The 18997-nt window shown below is 70.6% G+C and carries 19 protein-coding genes and 1 pseudogene; 9 read left to right on the plus strand and 11 right to left on the minus strand.

What is annotated here, in order from left to right; all coding sequences use genetic code 11:
* The first annotated feature begins 100 nt into the window (after positions 1 to 100).
* From ACZ52C_RS23005 to ACZ52C_RS23015, 3 genes are all read left to right on the plus strand, one after another.
* Positions 101 to 1348 carry an SAV2148 family HEPN domain-containing protein gene (locus tag ACZ52C_RS23005; RefSeq protein WP_469076481.1) on the plus strand — a complete coding sequence of 416 codons (1248 nt, stop codon included), beginning with the start codon at positions 101 to 103 and terminating at the stop codon, positions 1346 to 1348.
* Between the two features lie 127 nt (positions 1349 to 1475).
* Positions 1476 to 2198, plus strand: coding sequence for a 3'-5' exonuclease (locus tag ACZ52C_RS23010; RefSeq protein ID WP_060882926.1), 723 nt, complete (start codon positions 1476 to 1478; stop codon positions 2196 to 2198).
* Entirely contained in the window at positions 2195 to 2680 is a 486-nt protein-coding gene (locus ACZ52C_RS23015) for a GNAT family N-acetyltransferase (protein WP_469076482.1), read from the plus strand. Before ACZ52C_RS23010 ends, ACZ52C_RS23015 begins: the two co-directional genes overlap by 4 nt.
* A gap of 87 nt (positions 2681 to 2767) precedes the next feature.
* On the opposite strand, the gene ACZ52C_RS23020 is transcribed toward ACZ52C_RS23015, so the two are convergent.
* On the minus strand, positions 2768 to 3631 hold the full coding sequence (locus tag ACZ52C_RS23020; protein ID WP_469076483.1) for a phosphotransferase enzyme family protein: 864 nt from the start codon (positions 3629 to 3631) through the stop codon (positions 2768 to 2770).
* 143 nt (positions 3632 to 3774) lie between these two features.
* Between ACZ52C_RS23020 and ACZ52C_RS23025 the strand changes: the two genes are divergently transcribed.
* The 4 genes from ACZ52C_RS23025 to ACZ52C_RS23040 all read left to right on the plus strand — a co-directional run bounded on the left by ACZ52C_RS23025 (position 3775) and on the right by ACZ52C_RS23040 (position 8177).
* Entirely contained in the window at positions 3775 to 4722 is a 948-nt protein-coding gene (locus ACZ52C_RS23025) for a carbohydrate ABC transporter permease (RefSeq protein ID WP_469076484.1), read from the plus strand.
* The gene (locus ACZ52C_RS23030; protein ID WP_469076485.1) at positions 4719 to 5552 is read left to right on the plus strand and encodes a carbohydrate ABC transporter permease; all 834 of its coding nucleotides are present in this window, start codon (positions 4719 to 4721) and stop codon (positions 5550 to 5552) included. The genes ACZ52C_RS23025 and ACZ52C_RS23030 overlap by 4 nt, the downstream gene beginning before the upstream one ends.
* Positions 5552 to 6835, plus strand: coding sequence for an ABC transporter substrate-binding protein (locus ACZ52C_RS23035; RefSeq protein WP_469076486.1), 1284 nt, complete (start codon positions 5552 to 5554; stop codon positions 6833 to 6835). The genes ACZ52C_RS23030 and ACZ52C_RS23035 overlap by 1 nt, the downstream gene beginning before the upstream one ends.
* A gap of 397 nt (positions 6836 to 7232) precedes the next feature.
* The gene (locus tag ACZ52C_RS23040; RefSeq protein WP_469076487.1) at positions 7233 to 8177 is read left to right on the plus strand and encodes a CDP-alcohol phosphatidyltransferase family protein; all 945 of its coding nucleotides are present in this window, start codon (positions 7233 to 7235) and stop codon (positions 8175 to 8177) included.
* A 71-nt stretch (positions 8178 to 8248) separates the two neighbouring features.
* Here ACZ52C_RS23040 and ACZ52C_RS23045 read toward each other — a convergent pair whose 3' ends face one another.
* On the minus strand, positions 8249 to 10519 hold the full coding sequence (locus tag ACZ52C_RS23045; protein WP_469076488.1) for an MMPL family transporter: 2271 nt from the start codon (positions 10517 to 10519) through the stop codon (positions 8249 to 8251).
* Positions 10520 to 10755: 236 nt separating this feature from the next.
* Here ACZ52C_RS23045 and ACZ52C_RS23050 point away from each other — a divergent pair, with 236 nt between their 5' ends.
* Together ACZ52C_RS23050 and ACZ52C_RS23055 are read left to right on the plus strand one after the other, a co-directional pair.
* The gene (locus ACZ52C_RS23050) at positions 10756 to 11304 is read left to right on the plus strand and encodes a DUF1697 domain-containing protein (RefSeq protein WP_469076489.1); all 549 of its coding nucleotides are present in this window, start codon (positions 10756 to 10758) and stop codon (positions 11302 to 11304) included.
* Positions 11305 to 11410: 106 nt separating this feature from the next.
* A complete protein-coding gene (locus ACZ52C_RS23055; RefSeq protein ID WP_469076490.1) occupies positions 11411 to 11545 on the plus strand; it encodes a hypothetical protein in 135 nt (44 codons plus the stop codon).
* A 17-nt stretch (positions 11546 to 11562) separates the two neighbouring features.
* Here the strand turns inward: ACZ52C_RS23055 and ACZ52C_RS23060 are convergent, their stop codons facing one another.
* The 9 genes and pseudogenes from ACZ52C_RS23060 to ACZ52C_RS23100 form a co-directional block, all read right to left on the minus strand.
* Positions 11563 to 11826, minus strand: a complete 264-nt coding sequence (locus tag ACZ52C_RS23060) for a hypothetical protein (RefSeq protein ID WP_469076491.1) — start codon at positions 11824 to 11826, stop codon at positions 11563 to 11565.
* Entirely contained in the window at positions 11816 to 13039 is a 1224-nt protein-coding gene (locus ACZ52C_RS23065) for an RNA-guided endonuclease InsQ/TnpB family protein (RefSeq protein ID WP_469076492.1), read from the minus strand. Before ACZ52C_RS23065 ends, ACZ52C_RS23060 begins: the two co-directional genes overlap by 11 nt.
* A gap of 131 nt (positions 13040 to 13170) precedes the next feature.
* Positions 13171 to 13365, minus strand: a complete 195-nt coding sequence (locus ACZ52C_RS23070) for a hypothetical protein (RefSeq protein WP_469076493.1) — start codon at positions 13363 to 13365, stop codon at positions 13171 to 13173.
* 271 nt (positions 13366 to 13636) lie between these two features.
* Positions 13637 to 14380: a sirohydrochlorin chelatase gene (locus ACZ52C_RS23075; protein WP_469076494.1), complete on the minus strand. Its 744-nt coding sequence runs from the start codon at positions 14378 to 14380 to the stop codon at positions 13637 to 13639.
* A 5-nt stretch (positions 14381 to 14385) separates the two neighbouring features.
* Positions 14386 to 15300: an ABC transporter permease gene (locus ACZ52C_RS23080; RefSeq protein WP_469076495.1), complete on the minus strand. Its 915-nt coding sequence runs from the start codon at positions 15298 to 15300 to the stop codon at positions 14386 to 14388.
* Positions 15287 to 16075, minus strand: a complete 789-nt coding sequence (locus ACZ52C_RS23085; RefSeq protein ID WP_469076496.1) for an ABC transporter ATP-binding protein — start codon at positions 16073 to 16075, stop codon at positions 15287 to 15289. Before ACZ52C_RS23085 ends, ACZ52C_RS23080 begins: the two co-directional genes overlap by 14 nt.
* A 36-nt stretch (positions 16076 to 16111) precedes the next feature.
* Entirely contained in the window at positions 16112 to 17221 is a 1110-nt protein-coding gene (locus tag ACZ52C_RS23090; protein WP_469076497.1) for an aliphatic sulfonate ABC transporter substrate-binding protein, read from the minus strand.
* Positions 17222 to 17456: 235 nt separating this feature from the next.
* Positions 17457 to 18791, minus strand: a complete 1335-nt coding sequence (locus ACZ52C_RS23095) for a sulfate adenylyltransferase subunit 1 (RefSeq protein ID WP_469076498.1) — start codon at positions 18789 to 18791, stop codon at positions 17457 to 17459.
* 2 nt (positions 18792 to 18793) lie between these two features.
* A pseudogene (locus tag ACZ52C_RS23100) lies at positions 18794 to 18997 on the minus strand (sulfate adenylyltransferase subunit CysD); the annotation flags it as partial.

Genomic DNA, 18997 nt, shown 5'->3' on the forward strand with positions numbered 1-18997 from the left:
AACGACCCGCCCATCCGGCTGTATCGTCATCCGCTACCGGAGTACCCTTCCTTGATCGTTGCGTAGGGGTCGGCTCGGGGGAGCGGAAGGCGGTGCGTGGGTGGGCTCGGGAGGGCTGGAGTTGCCTCCTGGTGACGCGGGCGACACGGGTCACGAGGGGGACCCCACGGATGTCCCACCCGGCGCGGTGTCCCTGGCGCGGCCCATGGAGCGGGGCTCCATAGGCCCGGAGCTGGACTGGAACGCCGACGCCTGGCTCGAAGTGCGTACGCGCGCCCAGCGGGCCGGCCGCGCCTACATCTGGCTGAACCTCGTCGAACAGCGGCTGCGCGCCGTGGTGGCCGCCGTGCTGCGGCCCGTCTACGAGCCCGTCCACGGCGACGACTGGGTGGTCGCCGCCGCCGGGCCCGCCGGACAGGAGTGGGTGCAGCGGGCCGTCGCGGTCCGCGAGGTCAGCCGCCGCAAGGGCTATCTGCTCGACCCCGCCGACGACAACACCCTGAGCTTCCTCACCCTGCCGCAGCTCCGCGAGCTGATGGTGCAGCACTGGCCCTGCTTCGAGCCGTACCTCGACGAGCGGCGCGACGTGGAACTGGCGCTGGACGAGCTGGAGGTCACCCGTAACGTCGTCTCCCGCAACCGGGCCCTGTCCGAGGCCGTCCTCGCCCAGGCCGAGCGCGCCGCCGCGAAGCTGCTGGAGATCCTGGGCGCCGGCAGCGACGTGCCCTCCGCGCGCCGGCTGCCCGTCGACGCGGTCGAGGACCTGGTGGGGGACCGGTACGCGGACGTCGTCGGCGTCCACCCCGACCGGGTGCGGCTGCTGCGGCAGTTCCCCGCCGAGGACCTCTTCGGCGGTGCCCGCCGCCTCGACGCCATCGGGATAGGCCTGAACCTCCTCGTGCAGAACTTCTCCGGACGGCGGCTGGTGCGGCTCGCCGAGTCCGGCTGCCGGGTGCGGCTGCTCTTCCTCAACCCCGCCTCCAGTGCGGTGAAGCGGCGGGAGCGTGAACTGGGCATAAAGCGAGGGGAGTTGAGCCGTGCGGTGGAGATGAACATCCTCCATATGCGCCGGGTCCGCTCCCGGCTGCGCGACCCGGGCGCCTTCGAGATCCAGGTCTTCGACGAGACCCCGCGCTTCACGGCGTACCTCGTCGACGGCGACGGCTCGGACGGGGTCGCGGTCGTCCAGACCTATCTGCGGCGCACCCGGGGCATGGAGGCGCCGGTGCTCGTCCTGCGCGGCGGCAACCGGGTCCTCAAGGCGGACGAGAACGGCGAAGTCGGCCTTTTCGATACATACCGCGAGGAGTTCGAAGTGGCGTGGGCGGACTCCCGACCGGTGTCGTGAAGCGGGCTCCGGCGCGATGCCGGCGGGCCCGTCGCGCGGCGAAGCGGAATGCGGCCCTCGCATTGTCAGTGGCCCGTGCGATGGTGGTGGTCACTGGGGGAAAGCACCACCAAGAAGGGGGGCCAGCATGGGTTGGCACCGGCAGCTGCTGATCGGCTTCGACCTGGAGACCACCGGGACGGACCCGGGCGAGGCGCGCATCGTCACGGGCGCGGTGATCGAGGTCAGGGACGGGGAGCCGGTCGGACACCGGGAATGGCTCGCCGACCCGGGCATGGAGATCCCGGAGGAGGCGGTGGCGGTGCACGGCATCACCAACGCCCGTGCGACGGCCGAGGGCAGACCCGCCGACCAGGTCGCCGACGCCATCGCCGACGTCCTCGTCTCCTACTGGAAGACGGGCGTCCCGGTCGTGGCGTACAACGCGGCCTTCGATCTGTCCCTGCTCTCCGCCGAGCTGCGCCGGCACGCCCTGCCGTCCCTGCGGGACCGGCTCGGCGGCCTCGATCCGGCACCCGTCATCGACCCGTACACGATCGACCGCTCCGTCGACCGCTACCGCCGGGGCAAACGCAACCTCGAAGCGGTCTGCGGGGAGTACGGAGTTCCGCTGGACGCCGCGCACGACGCCTCCGCCGACGCCCTGGCCGCCGCCCGGCTCGCCCGTGCGATAGCCCAGCGCCACCCGAAGGTCGCCGCCCTCGGCCCGGCGGAGCTGCACCGCCGCCAGATCGAGTGGTACGCGGAGTGGGCCACCGACTTCCAGGCGTTCCTCCGCCGCAAGGGCAACCCGGAAGCGGTCGTGGACGCGACCTGGCCGCTGCGCGAGCCTGCGGGTGAGACGGTATGACGGCCGCCGTGGTCTCCCTCCGCGAAGTCCGTGACGGCGACCTGCCGTTCCTCTGGCGGCACGCGTCCGACCCCGAGGCACAGCGGATCGCCGCGTTCACCGGGGCGTACCACCGCGACCGCGCCCTCTTCGACGCCCACTGGGCGAAGATCCGTGCCGATCCCGGGGTGCTGAACCGCACGGTGGTCGCCGACGGCGAGGTCGTCGGCACCGTCGCGGTCTACGGGCCACCGGACGAACGCGAGGTCACCTACTGGATCGACCGCGCCCAGTGGGGCCGGGGCATCGCCACCGCCGCCCTCACCGCCCTGCTCGGCCTCGTCCCCACCCGGCCTCTGTACGCCCACGCGGCCGCCGACAACACCGGCTCGATCCGCGTCCTGGAGAAGTGCGGCTTCGTCGTCACCGGCCACGACCGGGGCTTCGCCCTGGCCCGTGACGCCGAGATCGACGAGGTGGCGCTCATACTCCGGGCCGTCTGACTCCGGGTCCTCACACTCCGGGCCGTCTGGCTCCGGGCAGTCATGCTTCGGGCCGTCCGACTTCGGCCCGTCCGCGCCCGTCGCCGCTCAGAACGGGTACCACCGGACCGTCTCGTCCCCCTCGCGCAGCGAGGCCACGCGGCGGATGAACTCGGCCGCGGCCGCCGGATTGCTCGGCGCGTGCTGCGCCACCCACGCGCAGCTCGCCGTCTCACGGGCGCCCCGCAGCACCGAGCAGCCGTCCCACTCCCGCACGTCCCAGCCGTAGGTCGCCGTGAAGGCGTCGTAGTCCCGCGTCGGCAGGCCGTAGCGGTCGTGGGAGAGGGCCATGACGACGAGGTCGTGCTCGCGGAGGTCGCCGGAGAAGGTCTCCAGGTCGACGAGGACCGGGCCGTCGGGGCCGATGTGGACGTTGCGGGGGAGCGCGTCGCCGTGGACGGGGCCCCGGGGCAGCCGTGGGGTCAGGGCGGCCGCGGCCGCGGCGAACCCGTCGCGGCGCTCACGGAGGTACGCCGCGTCGGCCGGGTCGATCGCGTCACCGGCGAGGCGCAGCCAGCGCTCCACGCCGCCGAGCAGTTCACGGCGGGGCAGGGCGAAGGGCGGGGTGGGCAGGGCGTGGACCAGCCGTAGGAGTTCGGCCAAATCGCGCGGTCCGGCGGGGCGTACGGGATCGGGCAGGCGGTGCCACACGGTCACCGGGTGTCCCTCGACGAGCAGAGCCTCCGCACCGGCGGGCCGCACCGCGGGGACGCCCGCCTCGGCGAGCCAGGCGGCGACGTCCAGTTCGCGGCGGGCCCGGTCGAGGAGTTCGGCGTCACGGCCCACCTTGACCACCAGGTCACCGGCGGCGAACACCGCGTTCTCGCCCAGCGCGAGCAGCCGTGGCGCACCGGCCGCGGCGGGCAGCACCTCGGCCGCGACCAGTACCTCCCGCGCCCGTGCCTCGTCCATCCGTCGCCTCCCTGTCCGTACGGCCGACGCCGTGCTCGTGGCGTCGGGTTCACGCCATCCAGGGGCCAGTCTCGCATTCGCACAGGTCGGGCCCTGTGCGCGGTGCCTTGACGCCCTGTCATGCCCTCAGCACCATGACGGACATGACCTTGGCGACCGCGAAGCCGAAACGCACGCGACCGGCCAAGCGGCGCACCCCGGCGGACGACCGGGACCGGCGCCTGATCGACCACGGTGCCTGGTTCCTGGTGCTGCCCGCGCTGATCCCCATCCTGGTGCTGAGCGTCGGACCGCTGCTGTTCGGGATCGCGCTGGCGTTCACCGACGCCCAGTCCGGCCGGAGGGAGCCCACCCGGTGGATCGGCACCCTCAACTTCCAGGACCTGCTGCACGACACCCTCTTCTGGGAGTCGTTCCGCATCGGTCTGCTGTGGGCGGTCGGGGTCACCGTCCCGCAGTTCGTGCTCGCGCTCGGCCTCGCCCTCCTCCTCAACCAGCCGTTGCGGCTGCGCTGGCTGGCGAGGGCGCTCGCGATCGTCCCGTGGGCGATGCCCGAGGTCGTCGTCGGCATCATGTGGCGGCTCGTCTACAACCCCGACGCGGGCATCCTCAACGAGACCGTCCGCGACCTGGGCCTGGGCGACGGCCGCGACTGGCTGAGCGGACTGGCCACCGCGCTGCCCGCCGTCATACTGGTCGGCGTCTGGGCGGGCATGCCCCAGACCACCGTCGCCCTGCTCGCCGGGCTGCAGAACACCCCGCGCGAACTGCACGAGGCTGCCGCGATGGACGGCGCCGGCGCCTGGCGCCGCTTCCGCACGGTCACCTGGCCCGCGATCAGACCCATCGCCCTCGCCGTCTCGGCGCTCAACCTGATCTGGAACTTCAACTCCTTCGCCCTGGTGTACGTGCTGACCAACGGCGGACCGGGCGGCCGTACCCGCCTGCCGATGCTCTTCGCCTACGAGGAGGCCTTCCGCTACGGCCAGTTCGGATACGCGGCGGCGATGGGCTGTGTGATGGTCGCGGTGATCTCGACCGTCCTGGCGTTCGTGCTGGCCGGCCGGCTGCGGCGGGGTGAGGGCGCGTGAGGCGCGGCAGGGCGGCGCGCACCGGTCAGTACCTGGCCCTGCTCGCGTATCTCGTCTTCCTCGCGTTCCCGTTCCTCTGGCTGGTCTCCACCGCCTTCAAACCGGCCCGCGAGCTGGGCAGTCTGCACCCGACCTGGATCCCGAGGGACCCGACCCTCGCCAACTTCCGGCAGGCCTTCGACGAGCAGCCCCTGCTCCAGGCCGCGCTCAACTCGCTGGTCGCGGCGGTCTGCGCGGCCGTGGTCGCCGTACTCGTCGCGACGCCGATGGCGTACGTCATGGCCCGGCACCGTACGACCCTGTCGCGGATGGCGACCGGCTGGGTGGTGGTCAGCCAGGCGTTCCCGTTCGTGCTGGTGATCATCCCGCTCTTCCTGGTGCTGAAGAACCTCCGGCTGATCGACTCCGTGCCCGGACTGGTCCTGGTGTACGTGGTCTGGGCCCTGCCGTTCGCGCTGTGGATGCTCGTCGGCTATGTCCGGGCGGTGCCCGCCGAGTTGGAGGAGGCGGCGGCGGTCGACGGGGCCGGGAGGCTGCGCACCCTGGTGTCGGTGACGGCGCCGCTGCTGGCGCCGGGCATCGTGGCGACGGCGCTGTTCGCGTTCGTCACCGCGTGGAACGAGTTCTTCTTCGCGCTGGTCCTGCTCAAGACGCCCCAGAAGCAGACCCTGCCGGTCGTCCTCACCCACTTCATCGGGGCGGAGGGCGTGGCCGACCTCGGCCCGCTGGCCGCCGCCGCGTTCCTCGCGACGCTGCCCTCGCTGGTCGTCTTCGCGGTCATCCAGAAACGGATCACGGGCGGCATGCTCGCCGGGGCGGTGAAGAACTGATGCGCGTCCGACGGCTCCTCACGTCCCTGCTGCTGTGCCTGCTCGTCGCGGGCTGCACCGACGGCGGGGGGACCTCCGACGACGGCCGGATCACCCTCCGTTTCCAGTCCCTGGCCTGGCAGGAGGAGTCCGTCGCCGTCAACAAGGAGCTGGTGGAGGAGTGGAACGCCACGCACCCCGGCGTCCGGGTGGAGTACGTGCAGGGCAGTTGGGACAGCGTCCACGACCAGCTGCTCACCTCCTTCGAGGGCGGTGAGGCGCCGGACATCATCCACGACGCCTCCGACGACCTCGCGGACTTCGCGTACGGCGGCTACCTCGCCGATCTGCGCGAGCTGCTGCCCGAGCGGCTGAGGGCGGACATCCCGCGGCACAGCTGGGAGACGACGACCTTCGGCGAGGGGATCTACGGGGTGCCGTTCCTCCAGGAACCGAGGGTGTTGATCGCCAACGCCACCTGGCTGCGTGAGTCCGGGGTGCGGGTGCCGACGCCCGAGGATCCGTGGACCTGGACGGAGTTCCGCGAGGTGGCGAAGGAGCTGAGCGGCGGTGGGAAGTACGGCGTGGCCTGGCCGTTGAAGGAACCGGTGTCGGCCACGCTGAACCTCTCCCTCTCCGCGGGCGGACAGCTGTTCCACCGGGGCACGGACGGCAAGGTCGAGGTGCGCTTCGAGGAGGCCGACACCGTCGTCCCGAGGACCGTGCGCGACGAGGTGAACGCCGACGGCAGCGCGCCCGCCACCACCCTCGGCATGAGCGGCTCCGACACCCTGCCCGGCTTCTTCGGCGGCAGGTACGCGATGGTCCCGCTCGGGTTCTCGTACCGTCAGCAGATCGTCCAGCAGGCCCCGGAGGGCTTCGACTGGCAGGTGCTGCCGGCCCCGGCCGGTGCGGGCGGGCTCACTCAGGGCGTCAGCCCGCAGACCCTCTCCGTCGCCGAGGACAGCCCGCACAAGGAGCAGGCCGCCGCGTTCATCGACTTCCTGCTGCGTCCCGGGAACATGGTCCGGCTCGCCCTCGGCGACTGGATGCTCCCGACCGGCACCGAGGCGCTGCGGGACCCCGCCCTGCGCACCACCGACCACGACTGGGCCACCGGCACCGCCCTCGCCACCCACCTCCGGCCGGCCCCCGCGCAGTCCGTGCGCGGCTACCCGGAGTGGAAGGACAAGGTCGCCACGCCCGCGTACCAGGAGTACTACAGCGGTGCGATCGACCTGGGTGAGCTGCGTGAACGGCTGGAGGACGACGGGAACCTGGTGCTGGCGCGCTATCAGCGGTGAGGGTGTGGGGCGGGTGGGCTGCGTTGTCGGGTGCGGGTGCGGGTGCGGGTGCGGGTGCGGGTGCGGGTGCGGGTGCGGGTGCGGGGGCGTGGGGCTTCTCGCGCAGTTCCCCGCGCCCCTCAAAAGCAGGGGCTCCGCCCCGTGCTTTTCAACTCCCTGATAGCCGGGCAAGCCGGCTGGTTCCACGCAGGTCGTGAAATCACGGCACTTTTTAGGTCACAATCAGGTCACTCAATAACGCTCAGGTAACGCCCGCTCCGCGCGGTACGCGCACTGACTCGGTTACCGGGTTCGACCGTTACCCCCTCCCAAAGGTTGTGTTCGGCGGTTCTTGTGCCTCGGATGAACGACTTCCAAGCTGAGGATGAATTCATTTCGAACGCCAGGAAGTTGACCCATGCGCCGAGACATACCCGACCTCGCGGAAGTGCGCCGCGTCACCCAGAAGAAGCGGGACGCCTGGTGGACCGTGCTCCTCGTCGACCCGGTCGCCACCCCCCTGGTGCGGCTGACCGCGAAGTACACGAGGATCACGCCCAACCAGCTGACCTGGGGCGCCTTCCTGCTGGGTCTGGTCTCGGCCGCGTTCTTCGCGCTGGGTGACTGGCGCTGGCTGATCGCCGGCGCCGTCGTCTACCACCTCAGCTTCATCCTCGACTGCATGGACGGCAAGGTCGCCCGACTCACCGGCCAGGGCTCGGTGTTCGGGGCCTGGCTCGACTTCGTCTTCGACCGCGTCCGGGTCGCGGCGTGCTCGGTCGCCCTGATGGCCGGGCAGTACCAGCGCACGGGGGAGACCTTCTACATCTGGCTCGCCGCCGCCGTCATCGGCTGCGACGCGCTCCGCTACATCAACTCCCTGGAGACCTTCAAGGTCCGCCACACCATGCGCAAGCAGATCAAGGCCCGGCTGCGCGAGGCCCGCCGCGCCGAGAACGAGCGGGAACTGGCCTTCATGGAGGACCTGCTGCGCGAGAACCCCGAGGCCGACATCGAACAGGACCTGCGCACGGCCGCCGCCGAGGTCACCCAGGCCGCGCCGCAGGCCCAGGTCGTCGACCTGCACCAGGAGTTCCGCCGCCGCTTCCCCCTCTATCTGCGCGTCCGGTCCTTCCTGCTGCGCCACCGGGTCCGCCCCCACCTGATCAGCGGCATCGAGTTCCAGATGGGCGTCTTCATGATCGGCCCGATCATCGACTCGGTGATGACGGCGACCATCGTCTCCGGCGTGCTGCTGCTCGTCTTCGAACTGGCCATCGTCTACAAGCTGCTGCTCTCCACCCGCGACTTCACCCGCACTCTCGACTCCTTCGACCGGGGGGACGTCGCCGCGGCGGCCTGAACCGGCGGATACGGACATCGAGGTGGGCCGGGGCGACATCGCCCCGGCCCACCTCCGCGCTCGCGTCCCGCTCAGACCCGTACCCGCTCGTCCCGCGCGTCCCGGCCGGCCGGCGACACCGGCGCCGGCTCCGGCGACTCGTCGTGGGTGAGGTCCGGCAGCCGGTGCAGCCACTTCGGCAGGTACCAGTTGCGCTCGCCGAGCAGCGCCATCACCGCCGGGAGCAGCACACCCCGGATGACCGTCGCGTCGATGAGGACGGCGGCCGCGAGGCCCACACCCATCTGCTTCATCGACTGCATGGACAGCGTCCCGAAGATCGCGAAGACGGCGACCATGATGACGGCGGCGCTGGTCACGACTCCGGCCGTGGTGACCACACCGTGCCGGATCGCCTCCTCCGTCGTACGGCCCCGCAGCCGGGCCTCACGGATGCGCGAGACCACGAACACGTGGTAGTCCATCGACAGCCCGAACAGGATCACGAACAGGAACAGCGGCAGCCAGGTGATGATGGCGCCCACGCCCTCCGCGCCCACCAGCGAGGCGCCCCAGCCGTGCTGGAAGACCGCGACGAGGATGCCGTACGCGGCGCCCACCGACAGCAGGTTCAGCACGATCGACGTCGCCGCGATCGTCAGCGAGCGGAACGACAGCAGCATCAGCAGGAAGGCGAAGACCACGACGAAGGCGAAGACCGGGACGACGGCTCCGGTCAGCTGGTCGTTGAAGTCCTTGTTGCCCGCGACCTGCCCGGTGACCGGCGCCTCCACGCCCTCGACCTCGCCGAGCGTGGCGGGCCGTACCTCGTCGCGCAGCTTGTCCAGGCTGGCGCCCGCCCTGTCCTGGTCGGAGCCGCCGACCAGCGGCACGTACACGAAGGCCACGTTCTGCGCGTCGTGCACCTTGATCTCCACCGGGCCCCGAGAGGCACCCGAGGCGACGGCCTCCTTCTTGAAGTCCGCCAGCGCCGCCCGCACCTCGGGGGCGTCGATGTCCTTCGCCTTCACGACCACCTCGGCCGGTTCGGAACCGCCGGGGAAGGCCTCGTTGACCCGGTTGTAGGTCTGCACGATCGGCAGCGAGTCGCCGAACTCCTGGTCCAGCGTCAGGTTCTGCGTCTTCATCCCGACCGCGGGCGCCGCCACGGCGAGCAGCGCGCCGGTCGCCACGAACAGCGACAGCGCCGGCTTGGCGAGCACGACCCTGAGGACGGCGTTCCAGAAGCGGCTCTCCGAACCGCCCCCGGAGCGGCCTTTCCCACGCCGCTTGTCCGGGTGCAGGAACGGGATGCGCCCCTTCTCGACCCGCTCGCCCAGCAGCGAGAGCAGCGCGGGCAGCACCGTGACCGAACCGACCATCGCGACGGCGACGACCATCAGGGACGCCAGGCCCATCGCCTCGAACTCGGCGAGCCCGGTGAACAGCATGCCCGCCATCGCCACGCACACCGTGACACCGGAGATGACGATGGCGCGGCCACTGGTCGCTGCGGCCACCCGCAGCGCGGCCTGCGCGTCCCGGCCCGCCGCCCGCTCCTCGCGCTCACGGCGCAGATAGAACAGGCAGTAGTCCACGCCGACGGCCAGACCCACCAGCAGCATCACGGAGTTGGCGGTGTCGCTCATCGGGACCGCATGGCTGACGATGGCCATCAGACCCATCGTCGCGATGATCGCGGTCATCGCCAGCGCCACCGGCAGCAGCGCCGCGACGACCGCGCCGAACGCGATCAGCAGGATGCCGAGCGCCACCGGCACCGCCGAGTACTCGGCCTGCTGGAAGTCGTCCCCGAAGGCGTCGTCGAACGTCTTCATCATGGAGGCGCCGCCGATCTCCTCGATCCGCAGCGTCCCGTGCTCCTCCTGGACACCCTCGACCGCCTTCAGCACCGGCTCGATCCGCTCACCCGCGGTGTCCGAGGCGCCCCGCACGTCGAACTGCACCAGCGCGCTGCGGCCGTCCTTCGAGATCGTCCCCGTGTCGTACGGCGAGGTCACGTCCGCGACCTTCCCGGTCCGCCCGACGGCCTTCATCACGTCCGCCACGGCGGCCCGGAACGCGGGATCCGTGGCCCGGGTGGCGTCGTCCTTCGCCTGGATCAGGACCGTCTCACCGGCCGGTTCCTCGATCCCGGCCTCCTCGACGATGTGCGCCGCCGCGCTCGTCTCCCCCTTGAGCTGGTCGCTGTCCTTGACCTCGACCGAGCCCATCGCCGAGCCGATGCCCATCGTCAGCACGACGAACAGCAACCAGACCCCGACGGCCGCCCAGCGGTGCCGGGCGCTCCAGCCGCCCGCCCGGGCGGCGATCCCCCGCACCCGTGTCTCTCCGTTCCCCATGACGGGCCAGCCCCCTCGTATGCGATGGCGACCCCCTGCCGCCACCTTTCGTTTCGAAGGTATGAGCCGGATAAGGGCATCTCGTCGTGCTGTCCGGTGAACCCCACCGCCTCCGGGTCCTCCGCTCGGACCCCGCTCCCTCCCCACCAGGGAGGACAGTGGCCCCTTACACCCATCTCGGGTCCTCGGGGCCTGATCTCAGGGTGGACCGGCCGCCCTGCGCCTATCGTGAGCCCATGACGACGTACGCGGCGCTCCTGCGCGGGATCAACGTGGGTGGCAGCAAGAAGGTCCCGATGGCCGACCTCCGCGCCCTCCTGACCGGCCTCGGCCACGAGGGTGTGGCCACCTACCTCCAGAGCGGCAACGCGGTTTTCACCAGCGACCACGGCGACGAGGACTCCCACGCCGCGGACATCACGGCCGCCATCGAGAAGCACTTCGGCTTCACCGTGGACGTCCTGGTGCGCGACCACGCGTATCTGGAGGCCGTCCGGGAGGCCTGCCCGTTCCCGGCGGCGGAACTGGAGGGCAAGCAACTGCACGTGACGTACCTGTCGGAGACGGTGGACGCCACCCGCTTCGAGGGGATCGACCAACCGGCGTTCCTGCCCGAGGAGTTCAGGATCGGGGACCGGGTGCTGTATCTGTACGCCCCCGAGGGCCTCGGCCGCTCCAAGCTCGCGGAGACGCTGTCGAGGCCCCGCCTCCTGAAGGGCCTGGTCGCCACCACCCGCAACTGGAACACGGTGGTGAAGCTGGCGGAGCTGACGCGGCCCGGCTGACCACCGGACCCTGCGCAGGCCCCTGCCCGAGGAGACGGCCGGGCGGGACGTCACCGCCGACCCCGACCGGGCCGACGCCTACGCCGCCCGGTTCGTCCTCACGGTCGTGGAGACCGACAGCGACCTCCACCGCCGCTACGACGGCTTCGCCGCCCCGGTCCCGGTCCCGCCCGACGCGCCGGTCCTCGACCGGGCGCCGGCGTCGAGCGGCCGGGATCCGCGGGCGGCCACCGCCGGCTGACGGCCGCCGCGGGACGGCTAGTTGATGCAGGCCATCCAGGCCGGGTAGTGGGACGACGGGCCCACGTAGAGGGCCGCGCAGGCGTGGCCGTTCTTCTTCGTCTTCTTGGTGACCTCGACGTAGTCGTCCCGCTTGACCTTCGGGTACTTGTCGTTGTGCCAGGTCTTCTGGTTGGTGACCGTCAGCCGGGCCTTGAAGGAGTTCTTGTTTTGACTTGCTCCTCGGGCTGAAGCCCGAGGATTCTGGCCTTCTCGACTGGTTGCTGTGCCGCTACGCGGCACGGTTTCCGGTCGGGAATCCGTGGCTTCCTGTTTCTTCGCGCTGCGCCGGGATCACCCCCGGTCTTACCGGCGCTCCGCAGGCCGATACCGCCAGTCCGGCGGCCGTCTTCACGTTGATCGCGGCGTTGATGTCCCGGTCGTGGACCGCGCCGCAGGCGGTACACGTCCATTCCCGCACGTTCAGGGGTTTGGGTCCGTCCACGGCGCCGCAGGTGGAGCAGGTCTGAGAGGTCGGGGTGAACCGGCCGATCGTGATCAGGGTGCGGCCGTACCGCTGCGCCTTGTACTTCAGCATGCTGGTGAACGAGGACCATCCGGCGTCGTGCACGGACTTGGCCAGCCTAGTACGTGCCAGTCCCACCACGGAGAGGTCCTCCACGGCGATCCCTTGGTTCTCGGAGATCAGCCTGGTGGAGAGCTGGTGGTGGAACTCACGGCGTGCGTCGGCGACCTTGGCATGGGCACGGGCGACCTTGAGGCGGGCCTTGTCCCGGTTCCTGGACCCCTTCTGTTTGCGGGACAGCTCCTGCTGCGCCTTCTTCAGCTTCTTCTCCGCGCGGCGCAGGAACCTGGGGGAGTTGATTTTCGTGCCGTCGGACAGGACGGCGAAGTGGGTCAGGCCCAGGTCGATGCCGATGATCTGGTCGGTGTCGGGCATCCGGGCGGCGTCGGTGGCGGGGTCGGTGTCGATGACGAAGGACGCGAAATACCGGCCGGCCGCGTCCATCACGACGGTGACCGAGGTGGGGATGGCGGGCAGCACGCGTGACCACTTCACCTTCACCGCGCCGATCTTCGGCAGGTTCAGCCGGCCACTGTCGGTGATCTTCCAGCGGGCATTGGCGGTGAACCGGATCGACTGCCGGGCATCCTTGCGGGACTTGAGTCGGGGCGCGCCCAGTTTCGGACCCTTACGGGTGCCTCTGAGGGAGGTGAAGAAGTTGCGGTAGGCGGTCTCGGCGTCGCGCAGGGACTGCTGCAGGACGACCGCTGAGACCTCGCCCAGCCAGGAACGTGAGGTGGTCTGCTTCGCCTGGGTGATCAGGCGGGTGGACAGCTCACCGGCCGTCGGGGAGGGCCTGCCTGCCCTGCGGGCGTCCTCACGGGCACGCACCGCGTCGTTGAACACGACACGGGCACACCCGAACGCCCTGGTCAGCGCGGTGCGGTGACGGGCATCCGGGTACACGCGGAACGAGTACCGGAGCTGCATGGCAGTCACACTAGGCCGGTCGAACACGTGACGTCACTGGGAACATGAGAGCGAGCCCTCACCCTCGCTGCGCGGTCCGGCTCCGCCGGAACGACCCTGCGACACTCCGCGTCGCAGATACAAGATTCGCTTCACCACCGGGATAAACCCCGGTGCACTGCGAATGAATCCCGGTAGCCCTTCACCGAGGCGACGAACTGGTTCGTCTTGGCGCCGGCGTTGCCCTTCGTGCGGTAGGTGATGCAGACCTTCACATCGTGCCGCTCGTCGCACTTCTGGGTCTTGAGCTTCTTCTTGGCCGCCGGCGCGGCCGCCGACACCGACACCGACGAGACGGCGCCGGAATCCGTCTAGGCGCCGCTGCTCGCCAGGACGGGCGAGGCGGAGCCGGCGAGAGCGGCCAGGGCGACGGCCGTGGCCGCAGTGGTCTTGAATCGCACGTGAGTTCCTCCCGTTTGATGGTGCTCACCCAGCCTGTCGCCCGACAGGTGTGCGCTACAAGGGAGTTGAGGTGCTTCTGAGGCGAAAGTGGCCCAAGGAGCAGTGTCCGAAAGGGCGGTGTCCCAAAGGGCACGACACCAGGGCGCCGACCGCGAATCAGGCCGCGGTGAGCTGACCCTGCCGGAGCGCGCCGGCGTACCGGCGCAGCAGCAGCGCGGCCAGTTCGGGGGCGGGGCCGAGCACGTCGGCCAGGACGTCCGCGCCCGCCGTCTCGGCCCCGGCGACGATCCGGTCCGGCAGCCGGCCGGGCGCGATGACGTACGGCGCCACGGCCACCCGCGCGCAGCCGAGCGCCCGCAGCTCCCGTACGGCGTCCTCCGTGCGGGGGAGGGACGCGGAGGCGAACGCGGGTCGCACGGCGCACCAACCGGTGTGCCGCCACTCCCGCGCGATTTCTGCGATCACCGCGATCGCCTCCGGGTCGGTGGACCCCGCCGAGGCCAGCACGACCCCGGTCGAGGACTTGTCGGCGGGGCTCAGCCCCGCCTCGTGGAGCCGGCGTTCGAGGGCCGACAGCAGCAGGGGCGACGGGCCGAGCACCTCCGCCTGGCGGACGCGCAGACCCGGCGGTGCCGCGCGCAGGACCGCCGGGATGTCGGCCTTGGCGTGGAAGGCGCGGGTCAGCAGCAGCGGCAGGGCCACCACGTCCCGTACGCCCTCCGCCGCCAGCGACTCCAGCACCCCCTGGACCGAGGGGAGGTTGAATTCCAGGAAGCCGGTCTCCACGCGCAGCCCGGGGCGCATCGCCCGTACCCGCCCCACCAGGGCGTGCACGGTCGCGGCGTGCCGCGGGTCGCGGCTGCCGTGGGCGACGACGAGGAGGACCGGCTTGCTGACCATGTGGATCAGCTCTTCACCAGCAGGCCGCGGCCGCGCAGGACCCGCCGCTCCAGCGGGCTGAAGATCAGCAGATCGATGGCGATACCGACCAGCAGGATCAGGAAGATGGCGAGGAACACCGTGGCCATGTCGATGTTGGTGCGGCCGTTCTCCAGCAACTGGCCGAGACCGACACCGAGATCGGGGTGGTTGGCGATGATCTCCGCCGCCATCAGCGAGCGCCACGAGAACGCCCACCCCTGCTTCAGACCTGCCAGATAACCGGGCAGCGCGGCCGGCATCACGATGTGCCAGGCGCCCTGGAGCCCGGTGGCGCCCATGGTGCGGCCCGCCCGCAGATACAGCGGGGGCACCTGGTCGATGCCGGAGACCAGCCCGTTGGCGATCGAGGGGACCGCGCCGAGCAGGATCACCGCGTACATCATCTGGTCGCTCAGGCTCAGCCAGACCACGGCCGGCGGCACCCACGCCACCGACGGCAGCGACTGGAGACCGGAGAGGATCGGACCGATCGCCGCCCGCACGAACCGCACCCGGGCGACCAGGATGCCGAGCGGCGTGCCGATCGCCAGCGCGATCAGGAAGCCGAACAGGCCACGCGAGACACTCGTCCAGATGTAGCCGAGCAGTTTGCCTTCCAGCCAGGCCTGCTCCGCCGCGTCCCACACGGCGGACGGCGGGGGCAGCTTGCCCGGGTCGGTGACGATGCCGAACGACACCAGTCCCTGCCACACCGCGAGCACCAGCGCGATCGCGGTGATCGGCGGGACGATCTTCTGCCGGAACGTCTGGCTGAAGGGGGTCCGGCCGCCGCCGGACGTCTCCAGGGCGTCGAGACCCGCCTCCACCGCCCCGAGCCGGTCCTTGTCGGCGACCGGGGCGTCGATCGTGTCCGTCGCCCTCGTCTCACTGCTGGCCATGACGGCGGATCTCCTCACGAAGGACATCGGTGATCTCCAGGGACAGCTCCGCCACCGGAGCGTCCTCGATGCGGCGGGGCTGCGGGATGTCGACCCGCCACTCCCGGGCGATCCGGCCCGGGCGCGAGGACAGCAGCACCACGCGCTGCGCGAGCCGGACGGCCTCGCGCACGTTGTGCGTGACGAACAGGACGGAGAGCTGGGTCTCCTCCCAGATCCGGGTCAGCTCGTCGTGCAGCACGTCCCGGGTGATCGCGTCGAGCGCCGCGAACGGCTCGTCCATCAGCAGCAGCTTGCTCTCCTGGCCGAGGGCCCGCGCCAGCGCCACCCGCTGACGCATACCGCCGGACAGCTCGTGCACCCGCTTGCCGTACGCGCCCTGCAGCCGGACCAGGGAGAGCAGGTCCTCGGCGCGCTCGCGCCGTTCGTTCTTCGGAACTCCCCTGAGCTTCAGGGCGAGTTCGATGTTCTTGCCCGCGGTCAGCCACGGGAACAGGGCGTGCTCCTGGAACATCAGGGCGGGGCGCCCGTCGGTCGTGATGCTGCCCTGGGACGGGGCGTCGAGCCCCGCCACCAGGTTCAGCAGGGTGGACTTGCCACAGCCCGAGGCCCCCAGGAGGGTGACGAACTCGCCCGGAGCGACATCGAGGGTGATGTCGTCGAGCACGAGCTGTTGCCCGGCCGGACCGGCGAAGGACTTCGATACGTGCTCGATACGGGCTGCGTGCTCGGCGGCGCCGATGCCGTCGGCGGCCTTGGCGAGAGCGGTGGCCATGGTCGTCACCTCCTGGGAACGTGGCGGACTACGCGGTTACTTGACGCCGAGCCCGGCGTCGTCGACCTCGGGCTCGCCCTCGGACTTCAGGACCTTGTTGAGGAGGGACAGGTCGTAGATGCCGTCGAGCAGCGGGTCCTTCAGCAGGCCGGCCTTGACCGCGTGGTCCGCCTCGGTCTGCAGGGTGGACGCCAGCGGGTCGTTGGTGAACTGGATGGACGCCCACGCCGGGTCGAGGATCTTGGCGTCCAGCGCCTTGCCGGAGTCCTCCTTCAGCCGGGCGTTGGCCGCCTCCTTGGCCTTCTGGGGGTCGGAGTCGATGAAGGCGTTCGTCTTCACCGCGCCCCGCAGCACGGCCTCGACGACCTTGGGGTGCTCCTTGAGGAAGTCCTGCCGCACGATGATGTTCGTGATCACGAACTTCTTGTCCGGCCACAGGTCGGCCTCGTCCAGCAGCACCTTGGCGCCCTCGGCGACCAGCTTGGACGCGGTCGGCTCCGGCACCCAGGCGCCGTCGACCGAGCCGGACTTGTAGGCGTCCGGTGTGATCTTGTTGTCCGTGCGGACGACGGAGACGTCGCCCTTGCCGCTCTCGGCGTCGACCTTCCAGCCCTGCTCGGCGATCCAGTTGAGGAACGCGACGTCCTGCGTGTTCCCGAGCTGAGGCGTCGCGATCTTCTTGCCCTTGACGTCCTTCAGGGACTTGATCTTGTCCGGGTTGACGACGAGCTTCACACCACCGGAGGCCGAACCGCTGATGATGCGCAGACCCTTGCCGGCGGACTTGGTGTAGCCGTTGATCGCGGGGGAGGGGCCGATCCAGCCGATGTCGATCGACTTCGAGTTGAGCGCCTCGATCTCGGAGGGCCCGGCGTTGAAGGTCGCGTACTCGGCCTTCGTGGCGCCGAGCTCCTTCTGGAAGATGCCCTCCTGGCGGCCGACCAGAGCGGTGGCGTGCGTCAGGTTGCCGAAGTAGCCGATCTTGACGGTGTCGAGACCCTCGATCTTCTTGGCCCCGGCGGCGACCTCGGTGGTCTTGTCGTCCTTGGCCTCGGAGCCGTAGCCGCAGGCGGCGAGGGTGAGGAGGGGAAGCGTTGCGATGACCGCGACGGAGCGACGGAAGGCGGATGAGCGGTTGGCAGGCACGGGAGGTGTTCCTCTCGGAGGCCCGGCGGTCACAGCCCTTCGGGGTGTGGCCGGGGAATCAGGAAAAGGGTCTTCGTCGCAACGGGGACGTCCGGTGGGGGGACGGGGCGCGCAAGCGGTGCGCGTACGTCATCGCACACATCGCGCCACTCCGCCCTGCCCGCTGCCGAGGGCGCCGCTGCCCACACGGCCGCCCTCCTTCGCGAACGTCGCGTAGAAGTCCTGGGGGTTCATGTCAGAAGTCCCACCCGTCGTCCTCGGCCTCGTCCTTGACGGGCTCCGGGGAGGCGAACGACTCGCCGACCATGCCGGCCGTCAGCGTCGTGCCGTCGGACGGGTCGATCAGGATGAAGGAACCGGTGCGGCGGGAGTCGGCGTAGGAGTCGACCGGCAGCGCCTCGGCCGTGCGGACCTTCACCCGGCCGATGTCGTTGGCGACGAGCTGTCCCGGGTGCGGGTGCAGGGACAGGTCGTCGAGCGTCAGCCGGGACGGGATGTCCTTGACGATCGCCTTGACCGTGCGGGTGCCGTGCTTGAGCAGCACCCGGTGGCCCACCGCGAGCGGCTGGTCCGCCACATGGCAGACGGTCGCCTCGATGTCCTGCGTGGTCGGCGGGGCGTCCTTGGTGGGCACGATGAGGTCGCCGCGCGAGATGTCGATGTCGTCCTCCAGCAGGACGGTCACCGACTGGGTGGTCCAGGCGACGTCGACGGGCTCGCCCAGCAGGTCGATGCCGGAGATCTTCGACGTCCGGCCCGACGGCAGCACGGTCACCGACTCGCCGACGCGGAACGAACCGGCGGCGATCTGTCCCGCGTAACCACGGTAGTCGGGGTGCTCGGAGGTCTGCGGCCGGATCACGTACTGCACGGGCAGACGGGCGTGGCAGTGGCTCAGATCGTGCGCGACCGGCACCGTCTCCAGGTGCTCCAGGACGGTCGGGCCGCCGTACCAGTCCATGTTCGCGGACGGCTCCACCACGTTGTCACCGGCCAGCGCCGAGATCGGGATCGCGGTGATCTCCGGGACGCCCAGCTCGGAGGCGTAGGCCGTGAACTCCTCGGCGATGCCCGCGAAGACCTGCTCCTGGTAGGCGACGAGGTCCATCTTGTTCACCGCGAGGACCACGTGCGGCACCCGCAGCAGCGCGGCGATCGCGGCGTGCCGGCGGGTCTGCTCGACGACGCCGTTGCGCGCGTCGACCAGGATCACCGTCAGCTCGGCGGTGGAGGCGCCGGTGACCATGTTGCGGGTGTACTGCACATGGCCGGGGGTGTCGGCGAGGATGAAGCGCCGGCGGGCGGTGGCGAAGTAGCGGTAGGCCACGTCGATGGTGATGCCCTGTTCCCGCTCGGCGCGCAGGCCGTCGGTGAGCAGGGCGAGGTCGGGGCCTTCCTGGCCCCGGCTGGCCGATACGCGTTCCACGGCCTCCAGTTGGTCGGTGAGGATCGACTTGGAGTCGTGCAGCAGCCGTCCGACCAGGGTGGACTTCCCGTCGTCGACGGAACCCGCGGTCGCGAACCGCAGCAGCGTGGTGGCCGAGAGCTCCTCGGCGGTGATGGTGCTCATGCCTAGAAGTACCCCTCGCGCTTACGGTCTTCCATCGCGGCCTCGGACATCTTGTCGTCGGCGCGGGTCGCGCCCCGTTCGGTGAGCCGGGAGGCGGCGATCTCGGTGATGACGGCGTCCAGCGTGGTCGCGTCGGAGTCGACGGCGCCCGTGCAGGACATGTCACCGACGGTCCGGTAGCGGACGAGGCGCTTCTCGACGCTCTC

The sequence above is a fragment of the Streptomyces sp. NPDC034049 genome (assembly GCF_055575575.1).

Bases quoted from the DNA above. Each gene is read 5' to 3' on its own strand.
- ACZ52C_RS23010 (WP_060882926.1), top strand. From the start codon at position 1,476: ATGGGTTGGCACCGGCAGCTGCTGATCGGCTTCGACCTGGAGACCACC.
- ACZ52C_RS23015 (WP_469076482.1), top strand. From the start codon at position 2,195: ATGACGGCCGCCGTGGTCTCCCTCCGCGAAGTCCGTGACGGCGACCTG.
- ACZ52C_RS23020 (WP_469076483.1), bottom strand. From the start codon at position 3,631: ATGGACGAGGCACGGGCGCGGGAGGTACTGGTCGCGGCCGAGGTGCTG.
- ACZ52C_RS23025 (WP_469076484.1), top strand. From the start codon at position 3,775: ATGACCTTGGCGACCGCGAAGCCGAAACGCACGCGACCGGCCAAGCGG.
- ACZ52C_RS23035 (WP_469076486.1), top strand. From the start codon at position 5,552: ATGCGCGTCCGACGGCTCCTCACGTCCCTGCTGCTGTGCCTGCTCGTC.
- ACZ52C_RS23040 (WP_469076487.1), top strand. From the start codon at position 7,233: ATGCGCCGAGACATACCCGACCTCGCGGAAGTGCGCCGCGTCACCCAG.
- ACZ52C_RS23045 (WP_469076488.1), bottom strand. From the start codon at position 10,519: ATGGGGAACGGAGAGACACGGGTGCGGGGGATCGCCGCCCGGGCGGGC.
- ACZ52C_RS23050 (WP_469076489.1), top strand. From the start codon at position 10,756: ATGACGACGTACGCGGCGCTCCTGCGCGGGATCAACGTGGGTGGCAGC.
- ACZ52C_RS23065 (WP_469076492.1), bottom strand. From the start codon at position 13,039: ATGCAGCTCCGGTACTCGTTCCGCGTGTACCCGGATGCCCGTCACCGC.
- ACZ52C_RS23075 (WP_469076494.1), bottom strand. From the start codon at position 14,380: ATGGTCAGCAAGCCGGTCCTCCTCGTCGTCGCCCACGGCAGCCGCGAC.
- ACZ52C_RS23080 (WP_469076495.1), bottom strand. From the start codon at position 15,300: ATGGCCAGCAGTGAGACGAGGGCGACGGACACGATCGACGCCCCGGTC.
- ACZ52C_RS23085 (WP_469076496.1), bottom strand. From the start codon at position 16,075: ATGGCCACCGCTCTCGCCAAGGCCGCCGACGGCATCGGCGCCGCCGAG.
- ACZ52C_RS23095 (WP_469076498.1), bottom strand. From the start codon at position 18,791: ATGAGCACCATCACCGCCGAGGAGCTCTCGGCCACCACGCTGCTGCGG.